Source organism: Sorangium sp. So ce367, from assembly GCF_051520455.1.
Taxonomy (GTDB): Bacteria; Myxococcota_A; Polyangia; order Polyangiales; family Polyangiaceae; genus Sorangium; species Sorangium cellulosum_B.
In genome coordinates, this window is sequence record NZ_CP150334.1 from 9,880,980 (window position 1) to 9,896,506 (window position 15,527).

10 protein-coding genes are annotated in these 15,527 nt (G+C 72.7%); 5 read left to right on the plus strand and 5 right to left on the minus strand.

Features of this window, described 5'->3' with window-relative positions; translation table 11 throughout:
* Positions 1-92: 92 nt before the first annotated feature.
* The 3 genes from WME97_RS37450 to WME97_RS37460 all read right to left on the minus strand — a co-directional run bounded on the left by WME97_RS37450 (position 93) and on the right by WME97_RS37460 (position 3,738).
* Positions 93-1,400, minus strand: coding sequence for a hypothetical protein (locus WME97_RS37450; RefSeq protein ID WP_437544884.1), 1,308 nt, complete (start codon positions 1,398-1,400; stop codon positions 93-95).
* A gap of 79 nt (positions 1,401-1,479) precedes the next feature.
* Positions 1,480-3,069, minus strand: coding sequence for a S28 family serine protease (locus tag WME97_RS37455; protein ID WP_437544885.1), 1,590 nt, complete (start codon positions 3,067-3,069; stop codon positions 1,480-1,482).
* A 171-nt stretch (positions 3,070-3,240) separates the two neighbouring features.
* Positions 3,241-3,738 carry a hypothetical protein gene (locus WME97_RS37460; RefSeq protein WP_437544886.1) on the minus strand — a complete coding sequence of 166 codons (498 nt, stop codon included), beginning with the start codon at positions 3,736-3,738 and terminating at the stop codon, positions 3,241-3,243.
* A 631-nt stretch (positions 3,739-4,369) separates the two neighbouring features.
* Here WME97_RS37460 and WME97_RS37465 point away from each other — a divergent pair.
* The 3 genes from WME97_RS37465 (at position 4,370) to WME97_RS37475 (ending at position 10,894) form a co-directional block, all read left to right on the plus strand.
* Complete coding sequence (locus WME97_RS37465; protein WP_437544887.1) at positions 4,370-8,680, plus strand: VIT domain-containing protein; 4,311 nt, start codon at positions 4,370-4,372, stop codon at positions 8,678-8,680.
* The gene (locus tag WME97_RS37470) at positions 8,677-9,936 is read left to right on the plus strand and encodes a hypothetical protein (protein WP_437544888.1); all 1,260 of its coding nucleotides are present in this window, start codon (positions 8,677-8,679) and stop codon (positions 9,934-9,936) included. Before WME97_RS37465 ends, WME97_RS37470 begins: the two co-directional genes overlap by 4 nt.
* 124 nt (positions 9,937-10,060) lie before the next feature.
* On the plus strand, positions 10,061-10,894 hold the full coding sequence (locus WME97_RS37475; RefSeq protein WP_437544889.1) for a Uma2 family endonuclease: 834 nt from the start codon (positions 10,061-10,063) through the stop codon (positions 10,892-10,894).
* A 58-nt stretch (positions 10,895-10,952) separates the two neighbouring features.
* On the opposite strand, the gene WME97_RS37480 is transcribed toward WME97_RS37475, so the two are convergent.
* Both WME97_RS37480 and WME97_RS37485 read right to left on the minus strand, forming a co-directional pair.
* Positions 10,953-11,849 (minus strand): dienelactone hydrolase family protein, encoded by an 897-nt coding sequence (locus WME97_RS37480; protein WP_437544890.1) that lies wholly within the window; start codon positions 11,847-11,849, stop codon positions 10,953-10,955.
* A 63-nt stretch (positions 11,850-11,912) separates the two neighbouring features.
* Positions 11,913-12,320, minus strand: a complete 408-nt coding sequence (locus WME97_RS37485; protein ID WP_437544891.1) for a response regulator — start codon at positions 12,318-12,320, stop codon at positions 11,913-11,915.
* A 756-nt stretch (positions 12,321-13,076) separates the two neighbouring features.
* On the opposite strand from WME97_RS37485, the gene WME97_RS37490 reads away from it, so the two are divergent.
* The gene (locus WME97_RS37490) at positions 13,077-13,979 is read left to right on the plus strand and encodes a protocatechuate 3,4-dioxygenase (protein ID WP_437544892.1); all 903 of its coding nucleotides are present in this window, start codon (positions 13,077-13,079) and stop codon (positions 13,977-13,979) included.
* A 202-nt stretch (positions 13,980-14,181) separates the two neighbouring features.
* Positions 14,182-15,465, plus strand: coding sequence for a diaminopimelate decarboxylase (locus tag WME97_RS37495; protein ID WP_437544893.1), 1,284 nt, complete (start codon positions 14,182-14,184; stop codon positions 15,463-15,465).
* The last annotated feature ends 62 nt before the right edge of the window (positions 15,466-15,527 follow it).

The window sequence follows — 15,527 nt, forward strand, 5'->3', positions numbered from 1 at the left end:
TCCTGGCGCCGTCACGAGCTTTTCTCTCCTCTCTTGGCGTCTTTGCGCCTTTGCGCCTTTGCGTTCAATTCTTCTCTTCTTCATAGCACCGCTCATCCCGCAGCCCTCCGGGCGTCGCCGACGCCGATCTCCTCCAGCAAATCATCCTCGTCCTCCCCCGCGGACACCTTCTCCAGCGCCAGCCTCAGCTTCGGCTCGGCGCTCGCCTCGGCGGCGACGCGGATCCGCTTCTCCACCGCTTCGCCCCCGTGCGGGCGCGCCGCGAGCGCCGCAGCGACGCGCTGCTCCGGCGGCGCAGAACCGTCCTCGACGATGCGCAGCACCTCTTCGAGGTCGTTCCCCGCCGTCCGGTATCCTGTCCTGGCCACCAGCGACCCCAGCGCTTTCTTCCACTCGGTGAGCGGCCGGCCATTGCGCGCGATGACCTCCAGCAGCCGCGCCCGATCCTGCATCGCGACGGCGGCCTGTGCGGCCTGAATACGCTCGATCAGCGCCGTGGCCTCGGCGGGGCTGGCCGCCGGGACGGTGATCGACTCGCCGTGTCGCAGGCCGATCTTCACGAAATGATAGGCGCCGCCAACTCCCCCGTAGGTGAGAGCGACCTGGACGATGGCCCTGTGCGGGAGGAACCGCCGCCGGAACGCGCTCTTGACCATCACGCCGTCGGTGCCGATATGCACCCAGCTCGGCGTCACCTTGGACCAGAGCCAGGCCGCGACGCCCAGGAGCGGCGCGAGCCCGCCCATTGCCACCATCGGAGCGAGGGGCGCGATGGACCACTTTGCGATGGCCGTGAACAGCAGGATCAGCATCACCAGCGCACCCGGGGCGAGGATCAGGACGAAGAAGGCCAGGAGACAGCCGGCGATCTTGCGACCGCTGGAGTCCTCGCGGTACGTGCGCATCCGCACCGCGCGCGCCTGCGCCCCAGCCCCGGCCCGCGACAGGAGGTCGATCGCCTCCTCCTCCGAGGCTTGCTCGACGGCGGCGACGCGCCCATCCGAGAACGACAGCACCGCGGCGTGGCCGTTCGGCGTCCGCTCCGTCCAGCCGCCGGCGAGGCGCGCGAGCGGCAGACGGCTCTCCTTCGCTCCCTCCGCGATCAGCAGGCGCTCGCCCTCGATCTTCACGCGGCCGTCGCGGAGGCGGCGCTCGCCCGGTCCGCGGTCCGCGCCGGCGAACGACAGCGCGCTGGCGAAGTAGCTGCCAAGGCCGATCAGCGCGGCGAAGAGCGAGGCCCTCTCCATCCCGAGCACGGCCAGCCCCCACGGAGCGGCGAACGTGCCGACGAGCGATGCGACGACCACGGACCCGAGGAGGCGCTTGTCGCGGCGGGCGTCCTGCACCTCGACCTTGCAAAGTCGCTCGGGCGAAGCCGCCCCGGGAGCGTCCTCGCTCATTGCTGCGGCCGCATCGCCAGGATGTGCTCCCCGTGGTCCGCGGTGGTCATCGGTCGAGGTTAACCCGGGGTCAAAGAGATCAGAGAGCGAATCGCGGGCGCAGCATGCGCGGAGAGCGAGGGAGGCCTGCGCGCAAGGGCTGCGCTGTCACGAGCGACCGTGGCACACCCGCCCACCGCGCGAGCGTCGCCACCGCGGCTTCCCTGTCGGCCGGGGCGAGGCCGCCGATGTGCGCGCCGTGGTTGGCGCCCGGCGCGAAATAACGATACGAGTCCACCGCCGCGCCGAGCTCGAAGGCCCCGGCAGACCAGGGGTCGTTTTCGCCGTAGATGAACAGGAGCTCGCTGCCTTCGGTGGCGACCCAGCGCGCGACGTCCTCCATCGCGGCAGGCGAGAACTCCGGCTCGATGGGGATGCTCGGCAGGCGGTCGACCGACCCCCAGTCGAACGTGAGCAGGTCAGCGATATCAGCGGTGTCGGGCAAGGGGGCGCCGAGCTCTGTGTAGCATTGCCAGTAATACGGCTCGAAGGCGAGGTACGCAGCATCGGCGCCGGCGCTCACGGGAGAGATCAGGCCGAGGGCCAGCCACAGGTCGTCGTCGGACGCCGACACATCCGGGATCTGGTCGCAGGTGGCCTCGAGCGAGTAGAGCCAGAAGTAGAATGGGAGCCATATCACAGCGCTCTCGAGCTGCGCCTCCACGCCGAACAGGTCGTACGTCAAGCCCAGCGCGCCCGCTTCCGTCTCCGCGCGCTCGAGCATGGCCGGGCGCCGGAGCAGCACCTCGCGCCGGAACGCGGTAATGCGCTCGCGGCAATCGGCCTCGCCGACCTGGCTCAGGAAATCGATATAGCGTGGATCCTCCACGCCGTGGCTGAGCGGAGTCACGTAGGCCACCGTGCCGTCGACGTCATCCGGGTAGAAACGACGATGGTAGATGGAGGTCATTCCCCCCTTGCTCGCCCCCGTGGAGATCCATCTCCCGGTGTAGATCGTGCGGAACGCTTCGACGACGCGGTGGTGATCGGCGGCCGCCGCTTCGATCGTCATCTTCGTCCAATCCGCCGGCTCCGGGCGTGACGGCGTGAAGAACCGGTGCTCGATGTAGATCTGGTTTGCGTTCAAGAGCGCGGTGGGCTCTTCGATGTACTGCTCGGGGAGAAACAACGAGTAGCCGGTCGCGGCGAGCACGAGCGGCGCGCTCGAGTCGCGGTGGTGCAGCGCGAGCCGCTGCCGGAAGCGCTCGCCACCCGGGGCATCGTGATCGACAGGCTGTTCAATCTCGATGACGAAGAACCGATAGCCGGGGATCGTGGACGCCTCTTCCGTGACCTCGGCGACGTCGAGCGCGCGCAGCTGATCCAGGAGTTCCACCGCCGCGCCGCCGCCGCCGCCGGCCGACCCGCCCACGCCGCCAGCGCCGCCGCCACCTGTCACGCCGCTGCTGCCGTCCGTTGCGCCGCCGCTGCCGCCACCGCCGTCGGTCGCGCCGCCCTCGCCGGTCGAGCCGCCGCCGGTCCCGGCGCTCGCGCTTGTGCCCGAGCTCGCGGAAGATGTCGTCGAGGCGCTCGCCTCTCCGCTGCCGTCGTCTCCGCAGGCGGCGACGGCCGCCAGCGCGAGCGATATCAAGAAGGCCGCCCTGCTGTTCTGCATCGCCCGGTCGGCCATCGTGGCGGCAGCGTGCCCGCTCAGCGTCCGGAACGGCGTAGCGCAGCAAGATTTCCACGTTGCGGGTGAGCCATCCCGGATCATGCGTCCGGATCACCGTGGCGGCTCGGCTTGCTTAACCCCGCTCTTGGGCGTTGGCGGCCCTGGGTGGCGAGTCGAGGCGAGCGCCGGTCATTCACAAGTCCAGGCGCCCGCGCGCACGATCATGCCCGTGGCGCAAGCCCATCGCTCCGCCGTGACGGCCTCGATGACGCAGGACATTGCTCTCGCGTCGATGTCAGGATCCTGTATCCCTACCGCACAGCCCATCTCATCGAACTTGGCCGCTAACCCAGCGCCGCACGGAAAGTTCGTGGCGATGACGCAATCCTCGCCGATCTCCAGCAGGCGCTCCGTCGCAACGTCTTCAGAGGTGCCTCCAGCTTCGCAAAACACCGGACGCTCTGCGCAGGGCGTGAGGCCCTCGAGCGGGATGGGATCGAACTCTCCCTCCGAAGGGATGATCCCGGCGCCAAAGTCCGGGTCCCGGGCGTCATCCCAGCCTCCAGTGCCGCCCGAGACGTCCGGAACATCCGTGCCGCCGGCGCTGACGCCTTCCTCGGGGCCGCTCGTTTCACAGCCGAGACAGCTCACGACGGAAATCACAAGCAATCGATGTGTCCATTGCATGGACAGAGCATAGAGAGCTTCCATGCAGATCACAACGCGCCCCGCGCGCGGGGTCCCCCGCCCCAACCCAGGTTTGGGCGACCCGGACCCGCGGTTGGGCGAGGCGAGTCACGTCGCGGATTTTCACGCTGCCCAGGCGACCTGTTTCATGAAGATAGAGAGAGCCCTGGCCCTCTGAAAGCGCTCGCCGCACCTGCACCACAGGGCGCGAGGCAGTCTGAAGCGCCTGTCGGAGGGAGAGGAAGAGTTGAACGCAAAGACGCAAAGGCGCAAAGACGCCAAAAGACAAGAGAGAATATTTTCTCCATCGTTCCCTTGGAGCGCGGGCGCTGCAATCTCCTCCTGGCGCCTTCACGAGCTTTTCTCTCTTCTCTTTGCGCCTTTGCGCCTTTGCGTTTAATTCTTCTTCTCTTGGCGTCTGTGCGGCTCGCAGATCGTCCCCACAGCAGGCGGCAGCCGGATGCGCGCCCCTCGCCGTCCCGCTCCGGCTTGGGGCTACGCTTCCTCCGCGCTTTCCCGTTACGATGACCAGCGCGATCGCTTCGTAGATCGCCGGGGGGCATGAGACGTCTGCATGCGGCCCCGCGCAGGGCTCCCGGGGGCGAGGGCCACCGCGGCGAGGAGGTCTTGGATGTCGTCGCACGAACAGGTAGAGCCGGCCGAGACGCCGGCAGAAGAGGGCGCAGCAAGGGCGGGGGCCGAGCTTGCGCGGCGCAGGCGGGGCCTGCGCTTCCGGCTCGCGCTCGGGGCGCTCGCGCTCGCCGCCAGCGTGACCGCGCTCGTCTTGACCCACGAGACGAAGCCCGAGAAGACCAGCGCCATCGGCGCGCGGCTCGAGCTGTCCTCGGGGGAGGTCACGCTCGCGGCGAACGCTCAGGGCGAAAGGAAGTCGACCGTGGTGTCCGGGATCCCGGTCCCGGTCGGGGCGAAGCTCGCGACCGGAAAGGGCGCGCGGGCGCTCGTCCGGCTCGCCGACGGCTCGGCGGTGTTCCTCCGCGCAGACTCGGAGATCGCGCTCCGCGCAGAGGGGCTCTCGATCGCCCAGGGCGAGGTCTGGCTCGACGCGCCGCCCGAAGGGCGCAGCGGGCTCTCGCACACGCTCGGGGACGTCAACGTCTCGGCCGCCGACGCCGGCCTGTCGATGAGGCGCTCGGGCGACGCCGTGAGCGTGTACGTGGCGCGCGGGCTCGCCGTCGTCGCGGCCCCCGGCGGGCGCGTCGAGGTGCACGCAGGGGAGCAGGCGACGGTCGCCGGCGGCGCCGCGCCCAAGGTCGCGCCGCTCGCCTACTGGGAGGACTGGACCGGAGGCATGGGCGACCACCGGCCGCTCGCAGGCGAAGGCAGCGGATCCGGCCGGATCTACGGCGTCGACCTGCAGGGCGCCCCCGGGACGCAGGCGCGCACGCTCGAGATCAGCCGGCAAGCCGTGCGGGCCGTCCTGCGCGACGGCATCGCCGAGACCGAGGTGGACCAGACCTTCTCGAACCCGGGCGGACGCCAGGTCGAGGGCTGGTACTGGTTCACCGTGCCCGAGCGGGCGATCGTGAGCTCGTTCGCCGTGGAGACCAACGGCGTGCTCGTCGAGGGCGAGGTCATCGAGCGGAAGGAAGCGGCGCAGCGGTACCAGACCGCCGTGCAGACCGGCCACGAGCCGGCCCTGCTCGAGTGGGTCGACGGGCACAGCTACCGCGCCCGCATCTTCCCCGTGCCCGCCAGCGGCTCCCGGCGCGTCGTGCTGCGCTACGTGGAGATGCTCAGCGCACCGTCAGGTAAGCTTGCTTACGTTTACCCGATGCGCGCGAGCGATCCCGTGCAGATCGGCGAGTTCTCCCTCTCCGTGGATCTCGGCCAGGCCGGCCAGGGGCTGGAGATCGCGACGCTGGCCGACGCGGTGATCGAGGACGGCGGGCGGCGGGTGAGCATGCGGCGGAGCGGCTACGAGCCGCGCGCGGACTTCCAGCTCGAGGCCTCCGTCAAGACCAAGGCGACGCCGCTGCGGGTGTCGCGCTTCGCCGCGGGCGAGGACCGCGCGGACTACGTGATGGCCAGGTACGTGCCCGACGTGGACTGGGCCGAGCTGAAGGAGCTGCCCGCCGACCTGGTCGTCGTGGTGGACACGTCGGCGTCGGCCGACGAGTCGGCGCGCCAGCAGAAGGCGGCGGCCGCCGAGGCGATCCTGCGGGCGATGTCGCCGTCGGACCACTTCGCGCTGATCGCGCTCGACTCGGCGCCGGCGGTCCTTCACCCGAAGGACGGGCTGGCCGAGGCGTCGGACAAGGAGATCTCCGCCGCGCTCACGCGGCTGGCCGAGCACGCGACGGGGGGCGCGACCGACCTCGGCGCGCTGTTCGAGTCGGCGCTCGGGCGGGTGCACGGCAAGGAACAGCCGGCGGTCATCTACATCGGCGACGGGCTCGCGACGAGCGGCGAGGTGACGGGCGCGCGCCTCGCGGAGCGGCTCCGGCGCTCGCTCACGGGCTCGCGCGCGCGCTTCTTCACCGTCGGCGTCGGCGAGAACTCGAACCACGCGCTGCTCCGCGAGCTCGCGCGCGCCGGGGGAGGACAGGCGTTCCGGATCGACGAGGCCGAGGGCTCGACGTCCGAGGTGCTGCGCCTCGCCGGCGCGATCAAGACGCCGACCATCACCGATCTCGCGATCGACCTCGGCGCAGGGCTCGACGAGCCGATGCTCACCGCGAGCGGCAAGGTGTCGCGCGGCGAGGAGGTGGTGCTGCTCGCGCGCACGCACCACGCGCTGCCCACGAAGGCGATCGTGAAGGGGCGGCTCGCGGGGAAGGAGTACACCCGCGAGCACCCCATCGAGCTCGATCGGGGCGTCGGCGCGGCCCTGGTGCCGCGCTTCTGGGCGGCCGAGAAGATGCGGCGGCTGCTCGCGGACGGCGACGACATCGAGGCGCACCGGGGCAAGGTGGTCGAGCTCGGGCTCGACTACGGGCTGATCACGCCGTTCACGAGCACGCTGGCGCTCGAGAGCGAGCAGGCCTACGTGAACCAGGGGATCCGTCGGCGGCGCTCGCCGCTCCGGGGCGAGCGGCTGACGGCGCTCACGCCCCAGCGGGAGCGCGAGCTCGCGGCGCTGCTCGCGCCGCCCTCCGCGGCCGTCGCCGCCGGGTGCGGGAGGAGCGAGCCGAGCGCGGCCTACGAGGAGAGCCCGGCGAAGGAAGGCGGCCACGGCGCGAGGGCGCAGGCGGCAGCGCCGGCGATGGCGCCGGCGATCGCGGAGCAGGGCAACGAGCGGGACCAGGGCCTCAAGGGAGATGTCGCCGCGCCCAGCGCCACGCTGGCGGTCCCGCCCCCCGCGCCCGAGGCGGCGCGCCCGGCCGAGGAGGCGGAGCAAGAGCCCCTGCTGCAGAAGCAGGAGGCCGCGGCGAACCAGCCGGCCGCCCCCCGCCGGCTGGCTGCGCCCATGAGCGCACCGGCAGCCGGCGAGCCGTCCGAGCTCGTCACGATCGGCTCGACCGGCGTCAAGCGCGCGGCGGGCGGCGGCGGTGCGATCGCGCCGTTCGACGCCATCCCGCGCCTGGAGAAGGCCCGCAAGACAGCGCCCGCGGCAGTGCGCCCCGCTTCCCGGACCTCCCCGTCGCCGAGGCGCCCGCAGGTCGCGATGGCGCCGTGCAGCGACACCGCGCGGCGGCCGCTCGCCGAGCGCATCGTCGTCTGGTCGAAGCGCCTCGCCCGCGCCACGACGGCGGAGCAGCTCATCGCGCGCTACGAGGGCGCGCTCACGACCTGCGAGCTGCCGGACTGGCGATCGAGGGCCGCGCTCCTCTCGCTCCTCCAGGCGAGGGTGTCCACCGAGGGCGGCGCCGAGGCGCTGCTCGCCCGGTTCGCCGGCGAGCCCGAGGCGCAGCGGTTCATCGCGCACGCGCTCCTCAGGCGGAGCGTGGACCCCGCGATCTCGGCGGCGGTGCGGCGCACGCTCTTCGGGGGCGTCGATCCCAGGGCGAGCTGGGCGCTCCTCGACGAGCGGCTCGCGGCGATCCCGGCGGTGGACGATCGGCTCGCGCTGGTGCGGCAGGCGCTCACCGAGCGGCCCGACGATCCGGAGGGGGAGATCCGGCGGGTGCGCCTGCTCGCGGAGGCGGGCCGGAAGGACGAGGCGCTCGCCTACGGGCGGCGGCTGCGCGATCGCGGCTTCATGAGCCCGGCGCTCGCGCTCGATCTCGGCGACGTGCTCGCGTCGAGCGGCTTCGAGGCGGACGCGCTGCGCACGTACTCGGAGGTCGTCGAGTTCGATCCGACGAGCCCCGCGTCGCGCGCCATGCTCGGCGACGTCTACCTCCGGCACGGCTGGTACGCGGCGGCGTACCGCCAGTACACGACGCTCACGGACCTCGCGCCGGCCGAGCCCCAGGGCTGGCTGCGGCTCGCCGCGGCGGCCGCCGGCAGCGGGCGCGTCGACGAGGCGCTCCGCATCCAGCGCAAGGTCGCCGCCGCGGAGGGCACGCCGGGGCCCGACGATCCGCGCGCGTGGGCGCGGCTCCTGTCGGCGGCGCGCATCGGCCGGCTGCTCGCCGGGGGCGGCGGCGCGGCGCCCGCGGCCGGCGCCGAGGCCGAGAGCCTCGCCCGCAAGCTGAAGGAGCTCCAGCTCTTCAGCGGCCCCGGGGCGCTGCGCGTCGTGCTCTGGGAGGACTACGCCGCGGAGCTCGCCCTCGCGGCGCGGGACGGCCAGGTGGACGCGGCGCTCGGCGACGGCACCTTCGCGCCGGCGGTCGGGCTCGCGGCGGTGCAGCTGCCCGCCTCGGAGCTCGCGCGCCTCGAGTGGCGCGTCCGGTTCCGCAGCGATCCGCCGGGGAGGGACGTGCGCTTCGTGGTGACGACGATCGTGTGGGACGGGGCGTCCTTCCAGGTGACGAGCGCGCCGGGGTCGATCGGCGCGAAGGACCGGGAGGTCGCGCTGGCGAGCGGCGCGCTGCCATGATCGACGTCTCGCTGCTCGGCTGGCTCCTCGTCACGCTGACGTCGCCGCTGGCGCTCGTCCTGCTGCTCGTGGCGCTCGGCTCGGTGGCCTACCTCGGCGTGACGGCGCTCGAGGCCGCGCCGCGCCGGCGCGGCGCGCGCGCGGTCGGCACGGGCGCGGCGGCCTGCGCGCTCGCGGCCGGGATGGTCGGGCTGCGCGTGGGCGCGGGCGCGGGCGCGACCGTCCCGACGGCCGCCGTGGGGATCGCCGCCGCGGCCGCGATCGGGGCGACCGCGGCGTGCGCGTGGACCTTCGGCGCGCGCGCCGCGGCGGCGCTCGGGGCGGCGCGGGCCCGCCGGAGCGCCGCGGCGCTGCGGGCCGGCGACGAGCGGCGCCGGCTGCTCGCGGCGAGCCAGCGCGCGTACGCCGAGGGAGACGACCTCGCCGCCGAGACGGCGGCGGCCGACGACGCCGTCGCGCGGCTGCGCGCCGCGGTGGGCTCGCTGGCCGGCGCGCGCGCCGCGCTCGAGGCGAAGCGCGCCGGCGCGCAGGACGGGCCGCAGTCGGAGGAGCGACCGGAGGCGAGCGCGCTCGCCGAGGACCTCGCGCGCGCGTGCGACGAGGCCGCGCTGAAGCTGTCGATGGGCCAACGGGTGCTCGCCGCCGCGGAGGCCGCGGCGCTGCGGATCGCGTGCAACGCGCCGCTCCGACGGCTGCTGCGGCGGCGGCCGCGCGAGGCGACGCAGGCGCTCGCGACCCTGGGCGCGGGCGCGCTCGCGCCGGCGGCGGCGTCGATCGAGGCGTTCCTCGGCGAGGTGCGGGCTGCGCGCGCCGAGGTCGTGGAGATCGCGGAGCGGCGCGCGCCGGGCGCGCCCGGCGCGCCCGGTGAAGACGGCGCGACCGGCCCAGAGGGAGCGGAGGGCCCGGCGGCGCTCGCGTTGCGCGAGCTCGCCGCGATGGAGTCGGCCTACGGCGCGCTGCTCGAGCGGCTGCGCCTGGCAGAGCTCCACGCTTCGGCGCGCGCCTCTGTCGAGCAGGTCGAGAGCGCCGCGGGCGCGCTCTCCGCGACGGCGAGGGCGGCGGAGATCGACCCGGCGGCGATCGGCGCGCTCGTGACGGAGATAGCGCGCGCCGAGTCGGCCGTCGCCGCCGCCGCGCCAGAGGCCGGGGGCTCGCGCGCGCTCGCCGAGGCGCTCGCCGCGGGCTCGGGGGCGCTCGATCGGAGCGACGCGACGTCGCTGGCCGAGCTCATCGCAGCGCTGCGCGAGCTCCGTTGAGGCGATGAGCGACGGCCGCCCCTGAAAATCACACGCAAAACGATGCCTGGCCGTAAGGGGTGCCCTTGGCGCGCGGCGCCCTGGGAGCCTCCCCGAGCGAGGTCGGTTGAGCTAGGTTTTGCGTGTGGTTCAGGCCCTCCCTGCCGGTTATCTCTTCGACCCTGCCGACCCGCGCGCGCCGACGAGCGAGCAGTGGGCGCGGATGACCCCGGCCGAGCGCGCGCGCGTCGTCGACATGCTCCCTGCCGAGGTCCCGCTGGAGCTCATGCCTCCCGAGGGAGACGCGCACCGCAAGGCGAAGCGCGACGCGCTCGACGCCCTGGACGGCTTCTTCCGCCGCACCGCCCGCAAGATCTATCTCTCTTCCGAGCTCGCCGTCTTCTACCCCGGCGAGCCGCGGTTCGCGCCCGACCTGCTCGCCGTGGTCGACGTCGAGCCCCACGAGCGCATGCGGTGGATGGTCGACCACGAGGGCAAGGGGCTCGATCTCGTGATCGAGCTCCACGTCGCCGGCAGCCGCCCGAAGGATCACAAGCTCAACGTCGACCGCTACGCCCGGCTCGGCATCCGCGAGTACTTCCTCTTCGACCGCGCCCGCCTGCGCCTGCACGCCTACAGGCTGCCCGCGGCCCAGGAGAGCGACCCGTCACGCCCGCGCGCCTACCAGCGCATCGTGCCTCAGGCTGGCCGGTTCGCCTCCGAGGTGCTCGGCCTCGATCTGCTGCTCGACGGCCCTCGCCTCCGCTTCTTCGCGGGCAACGCCCCTCTCGAGGACGCGGACGAGATGATCGCCCGCCTTGGCGGGATGCTCGATCAGGTCATCTCCCACCAGGAGGACGCGCAGCGCATCGCCGAGGAGCTGGCCGCGGAGCTCGACAGGGAGCGGCGCCTGCGCGAGGAGACAGAGAAGGAGCTGGCGCAGGCGCGCGCGGAGATCGAGCGGCTCAAGTCGCGCTGAGCGCCTGGCCGGCGAGGGGGATGGCCGCCTGAGCCCTCCTCGCCAGCCACGCCGCTCATCACCCCTTCAGCTTCGCCGCCAGGAACCGCCGCGCCTTCTCCCACGCGTCCGCCGCGGCCTTCGTGTTGTACCGCTCTCCCGACGGGTTCGCGAAGGCGTGATCGGCGTCGTACCGGAGCACCTCGTGCTCGATGCCCGCGTCGTGGAGCGCCTTGTCGAAGTCGTTGACGACCTCGGGCGGGATGCCCTTGTCCTGGTTGCCGAAGATGCCGAGCACGGGCGCCTTGATCGCCTTGAGCTGCGCGGGGTCGGTGACGAGCCGGCCGTAGTAGATCACGGCCGCGTCGAGCTCGGGCTCGTTCAGCGCCAGCTTGAGCGACCACGCGCCGCCGAAGCACCACCCGATCGAGGCCGTGCGCGGCGCGAGGACGCGCGCGTCCGTCGTGAGGAAGCGGTGCGCCGCGCGCACGACCTCGATCCCCTTCGCCTCGTCGACCGCCTTCATCGCCGCCATGGCGTCGTCCGGCGTGGTCGCGACCTTGCCGCCGTAGAGGTCCACGGCGAGCGCCGCGTACCCGTCCTCCGCGAGGCGATCGGTCCAGTGCTTGATGTGCTCGTTCAGGCCCCACCACTCGTGGATGACGACGACGCCCGCGATCGGCGGCTTCGCGTCCCGCGGCAGGCTCAGGTACGCCTTCGTGCCAGCCACCTCGACCGTCTGTCCTCGCGCGGGCGGGGCCTTGTCCGCCCTGAGCTCGTGGAGGGCCTTGAAGTCCTCCTCCGAGAGCAGCCCGGTCGGGCCGACTTCACCGGGCGCGCCGGACGACGCCGGCGCGGCGGCTGCGGGCGGCGGCTCGACGCGGGGCGCGGGAGACGAGGCAGAGCAGGCGGTCGCGGCGAGCAGCGCCAGCGACGCAGCCACGCGGAAGCGGCGCAGGTGGGACAGGAGCGTCATGGCGCGCACCCTACCAGCTCGGAGCGGCGCGCCGGAAGCCTCGCCGCGAGGCGTCGCGCCCGCTTACGTCGCGACGCGCAGGCCCAGCTGGCTCGACGCGACCCCCCGCCGGACGGCGGCCACCAGCGTATCCGGGGCGAACGGCTTGGCGACGAACGCATGGGCGCCGAGCCGGAACGCCCGCTCCCGCTCGCGCGGCGAGGACATCGACGACACGATGACGACCGCGACGTCGCGATGGTGCCGGCTCTGCCGGATGAAACGGATGAGCTCCAGGCCGTCGATGTCCGGCAGGTGGATGTCGATGATCACCGCGTCGTAGGCGCCCCCGTGCATCCGCCGGAGCGCCTCGAACCCGCTCGCCGCCTCGGCGACCTCGACCGCCGGCCCGAGCTCTGCCGCCCCCTCCAGCGCGGCTCGCATGTACGTCCGCATCGCGGCGGAGTCGTCGATGAGGAGGATGCGGGTCATGCGGCGGGTCCGGCTCGAGCTCTCGAGGGGGCGCCTAGTACACCACAAACGGCAAAATCGGAAGCGTTTGTCGGCCTTCCGACAGGAGAGCGCGTCCCCGGCGGCGCCCCTGAGCCCTCCAGGCCCGGCTGCGCGCTGGTCAGGTGCCCCGCGGCGGCCTCCGTGGACCGGCCTGGCCCCTCCTCGAACCCGTGCCGTGATCACATCGGCGCGTTCCGGGAATTCGTCTGAGTCACACAGGAAACCTTGTGCGCACCGCGCGCACTGCACTTCTTCACCAGAGCTGCTTCGATGAGAGCCCTGGCTCTGCCACGATAGAGCTGGACGGGGCGAGAGCTTCTCATTCGCGGTACGTCGCTCCGCTACCGCGCACCTCGGCGCGTCGCCCGGTTCTTACTTAGGAGGGCCAAGCCCGTATGTCCTTGAAGCACTGTCTCACCGTGAACAGCGGGTGGGGCAGCCTGTCCTCGGGCAGCTTCGGTACCCGTGCTCCCCGACCCCTCCTCGGCGCGCTCATCCCGTCGCTCGTCATGGTGGCGTGCCAGTCCGAGACCGGGAACAGCGATGACGCCCCCGATGACGCGGCGTCGACGAGCGCCTCCTCGGCGACCAGCGGCGCTGGCGGCGTCGACAACGGCCCCACCGTCAGCCACGGCGCCGGCATGGGCAGCGCCGGGGCGGGACGCCGCTCCCTGTCCGGTCAAGCCAGGGTGGTTGCACGGGTCGGCTCAGCGACTCATCGAAGGAGACCGTTGTATGCGCAATAGCCAAGGAGCCGTGCCGCGAGAGCTGCTCGACTGGGTCTTCAACCGTCGGCAGCCCCTCGTCAAGCTCGGGGCGTTCGCCATCACCAGGCCCGTACTCGTGTCCTGCAGGGAGGACGACGAGAGGGGCGGCGACCTGAGCGGGAGCGGCACCGGCGGCGGGGGGGGCACGTGGAGCGGCCCTGGTAGCACGGGCAGCCGCACCGCCGGCCCCTTCGCCACCAGCTCGAGCAGCGCAGGCGGCGCCGACGCGCTGGATCCGTCGATCTTCGAGGGCGCCGGCAGCTGCCGACTGACCGCCAAGGACATCGGGGGTCCGTTCTTCATCGACGACAGCGAGATCCCGAACGACATCAGCCTGTTTCGCAGCGACATCCGGGACGACCACCCCGGCTGCGAGCTCCGGCTCCATGTCCGCCTGCTCGACGCCCGGAACAACAACGAGCCCATCCCCGACGCCGAGGTCTACCTCTGGCACTGTGACGCGGATGGGCAAACCAGCGGCTTCGAGCATCAGCGCCCCTCCACGCCGTCCACGGGCGCGGCCGAGCGCACGCCGGAGAGCCAGGATCGGTTCTGCCGCGGCGTGCAGCTCTCGGACCGCAACGGGATCGTGGGCTTCAAGTCGATCTATCCCGGGTCGGACGCGGGGCGGCCAGTCCACGTCCACATGGTCGCTCGCATCAACGGAGCCACGACCAGGCTGATCACGACGCAGCTCTATTTCGACGCGGACCTCAGCGCGGAGGTCTTCGCGAAGGAGGCGGCCTACGCGGCTCGCTCGGCGAACCTCCCGGCGTCCAGCCTCGATCCGCCGCCAGGCAACGTGATCATGCCGGCCACGTACACCTCGGGGCTGGTCACCAGCATTCTCAACATCATCGTCGATGCCTGAGCGCACGGGTGTCCTGTCCAGGGGGCCGTGCGTCACGCCCCGGCTCGACCCGGGCCACCCCTCGGCGAGCCGGGACGGCGCCTGCCCGCTGCCCGCCGAGCGTCACGAAAATTCGAGGAAACAGGGCACCTCTTCCGTTCGCCGCGCCGGCGCGGGGCGGACAATCGCCCTCCGGGGCGCCAGACTGCGGCAGGGAGGTTCCATGAGCGACACGGATCGGCTGGATCCCGGGAGCATGGCGCGCGCGTTCCGCGAGGCGCGGCGCCGCGGGATGGATGTGGAGCCGGCGGTCCTGTTCCACGATCTGGGGCGCATGCGGGCGCGCATCGGACGGATCGGCGCGGCGTTTCCGCCGGGCGCCCTCCACACCGTCGCGATCAAGGCGAACCCCCTCGTCGAGGTCCTGCGGGCGGCGGTCGACTGCGGCGCGGGGCTCGAGGCGGCCTCCCTCGAGGAGGTGAAGCTCGCGCTCGCCGCCGGCTGCCCACCCGACCGCATCGTCTACGACTCTCCCGCGAAGTCCCGCGCCGACATCGCGGAGGCGCTCCGCCTGGGCGTGCGGCTCAACGCCGACAACCTCGATGAGCTCGGACGCATCGACGAGCTCGTCCGTCACGGGGGGGTGGCCAGCCGCATCGGGCTGCGCATCAACCCGCAGGTCGGGGCCTCCAGCATCGCCCTGACCAGCGTCGCGGATCGGCGCTCCAAGTTCGGGGTCCCCCTCGAACAGGCGGACGCGGTGCGCGCCGCCTTTGCGCGGTACCCGTGGCTCACCGGGCTGCACGTGCATGTCGGCTCGCAGGGGTGCGCGCTCTCGCAGCTCATCGACGGGATCGGCCGCGTCGAGGCGCTGCGCCAGGAGCTCCGGCGCGCGATGGGCCCGCTCGCCGCCGGCACCATGGATATCGGCGGCGGTCTGCCGGTCGCCTACCGGAGCACGGACCGCCCCCCGGCGCTCGAGGACTACGCGGCCGCGCTGCGGCGCGAGGTGCCGACGCTCTTCGAGGAGGGGACCACGCTGATCACCGAGTTCGGGCGCTGGATCCAGGCGGGCTGCGGCTTCGCGGTCTCGCGGGTGGAGTATGTGAAGACGGACTCGGCCGGGCGCACCGCGATCCTTCACCTCGGCGCCGACTTCCTGCTGCGCCGCGCGTATCACCCGGACGACTGGCACCATGACTTCATGGCGCTCGATCCCGAGGCCGAACCCAAGGGGGGGCCGCTCTCGCCGTGCACCCTCGGCGGCCCGCTCTGTTTCGGCGGCGACGTGCTGGCCCGCGATCTCGCGTTTCCGGAGCTGTCGCCCGGCGATCTCGTGCTCATCCGCGACACGGGGGCTTACACGCTGAGCATGTGGTCCCGCCACTGCAGCCGCGGCATCCCTGCTGTGCTCGGCGTCGACGCCGACGACCTCCGGGTCCTGCGCGAGCGCGAGCTGCCAGAGGACGTCGTAGCGTTCTGGAGCCGCGGCCGCGGCCGGCCATGAGCCCGCCGCGCGGCGTTCACATGACCGTTTCCAGGGGAATCCAGCATGTGGCACCATGGAGC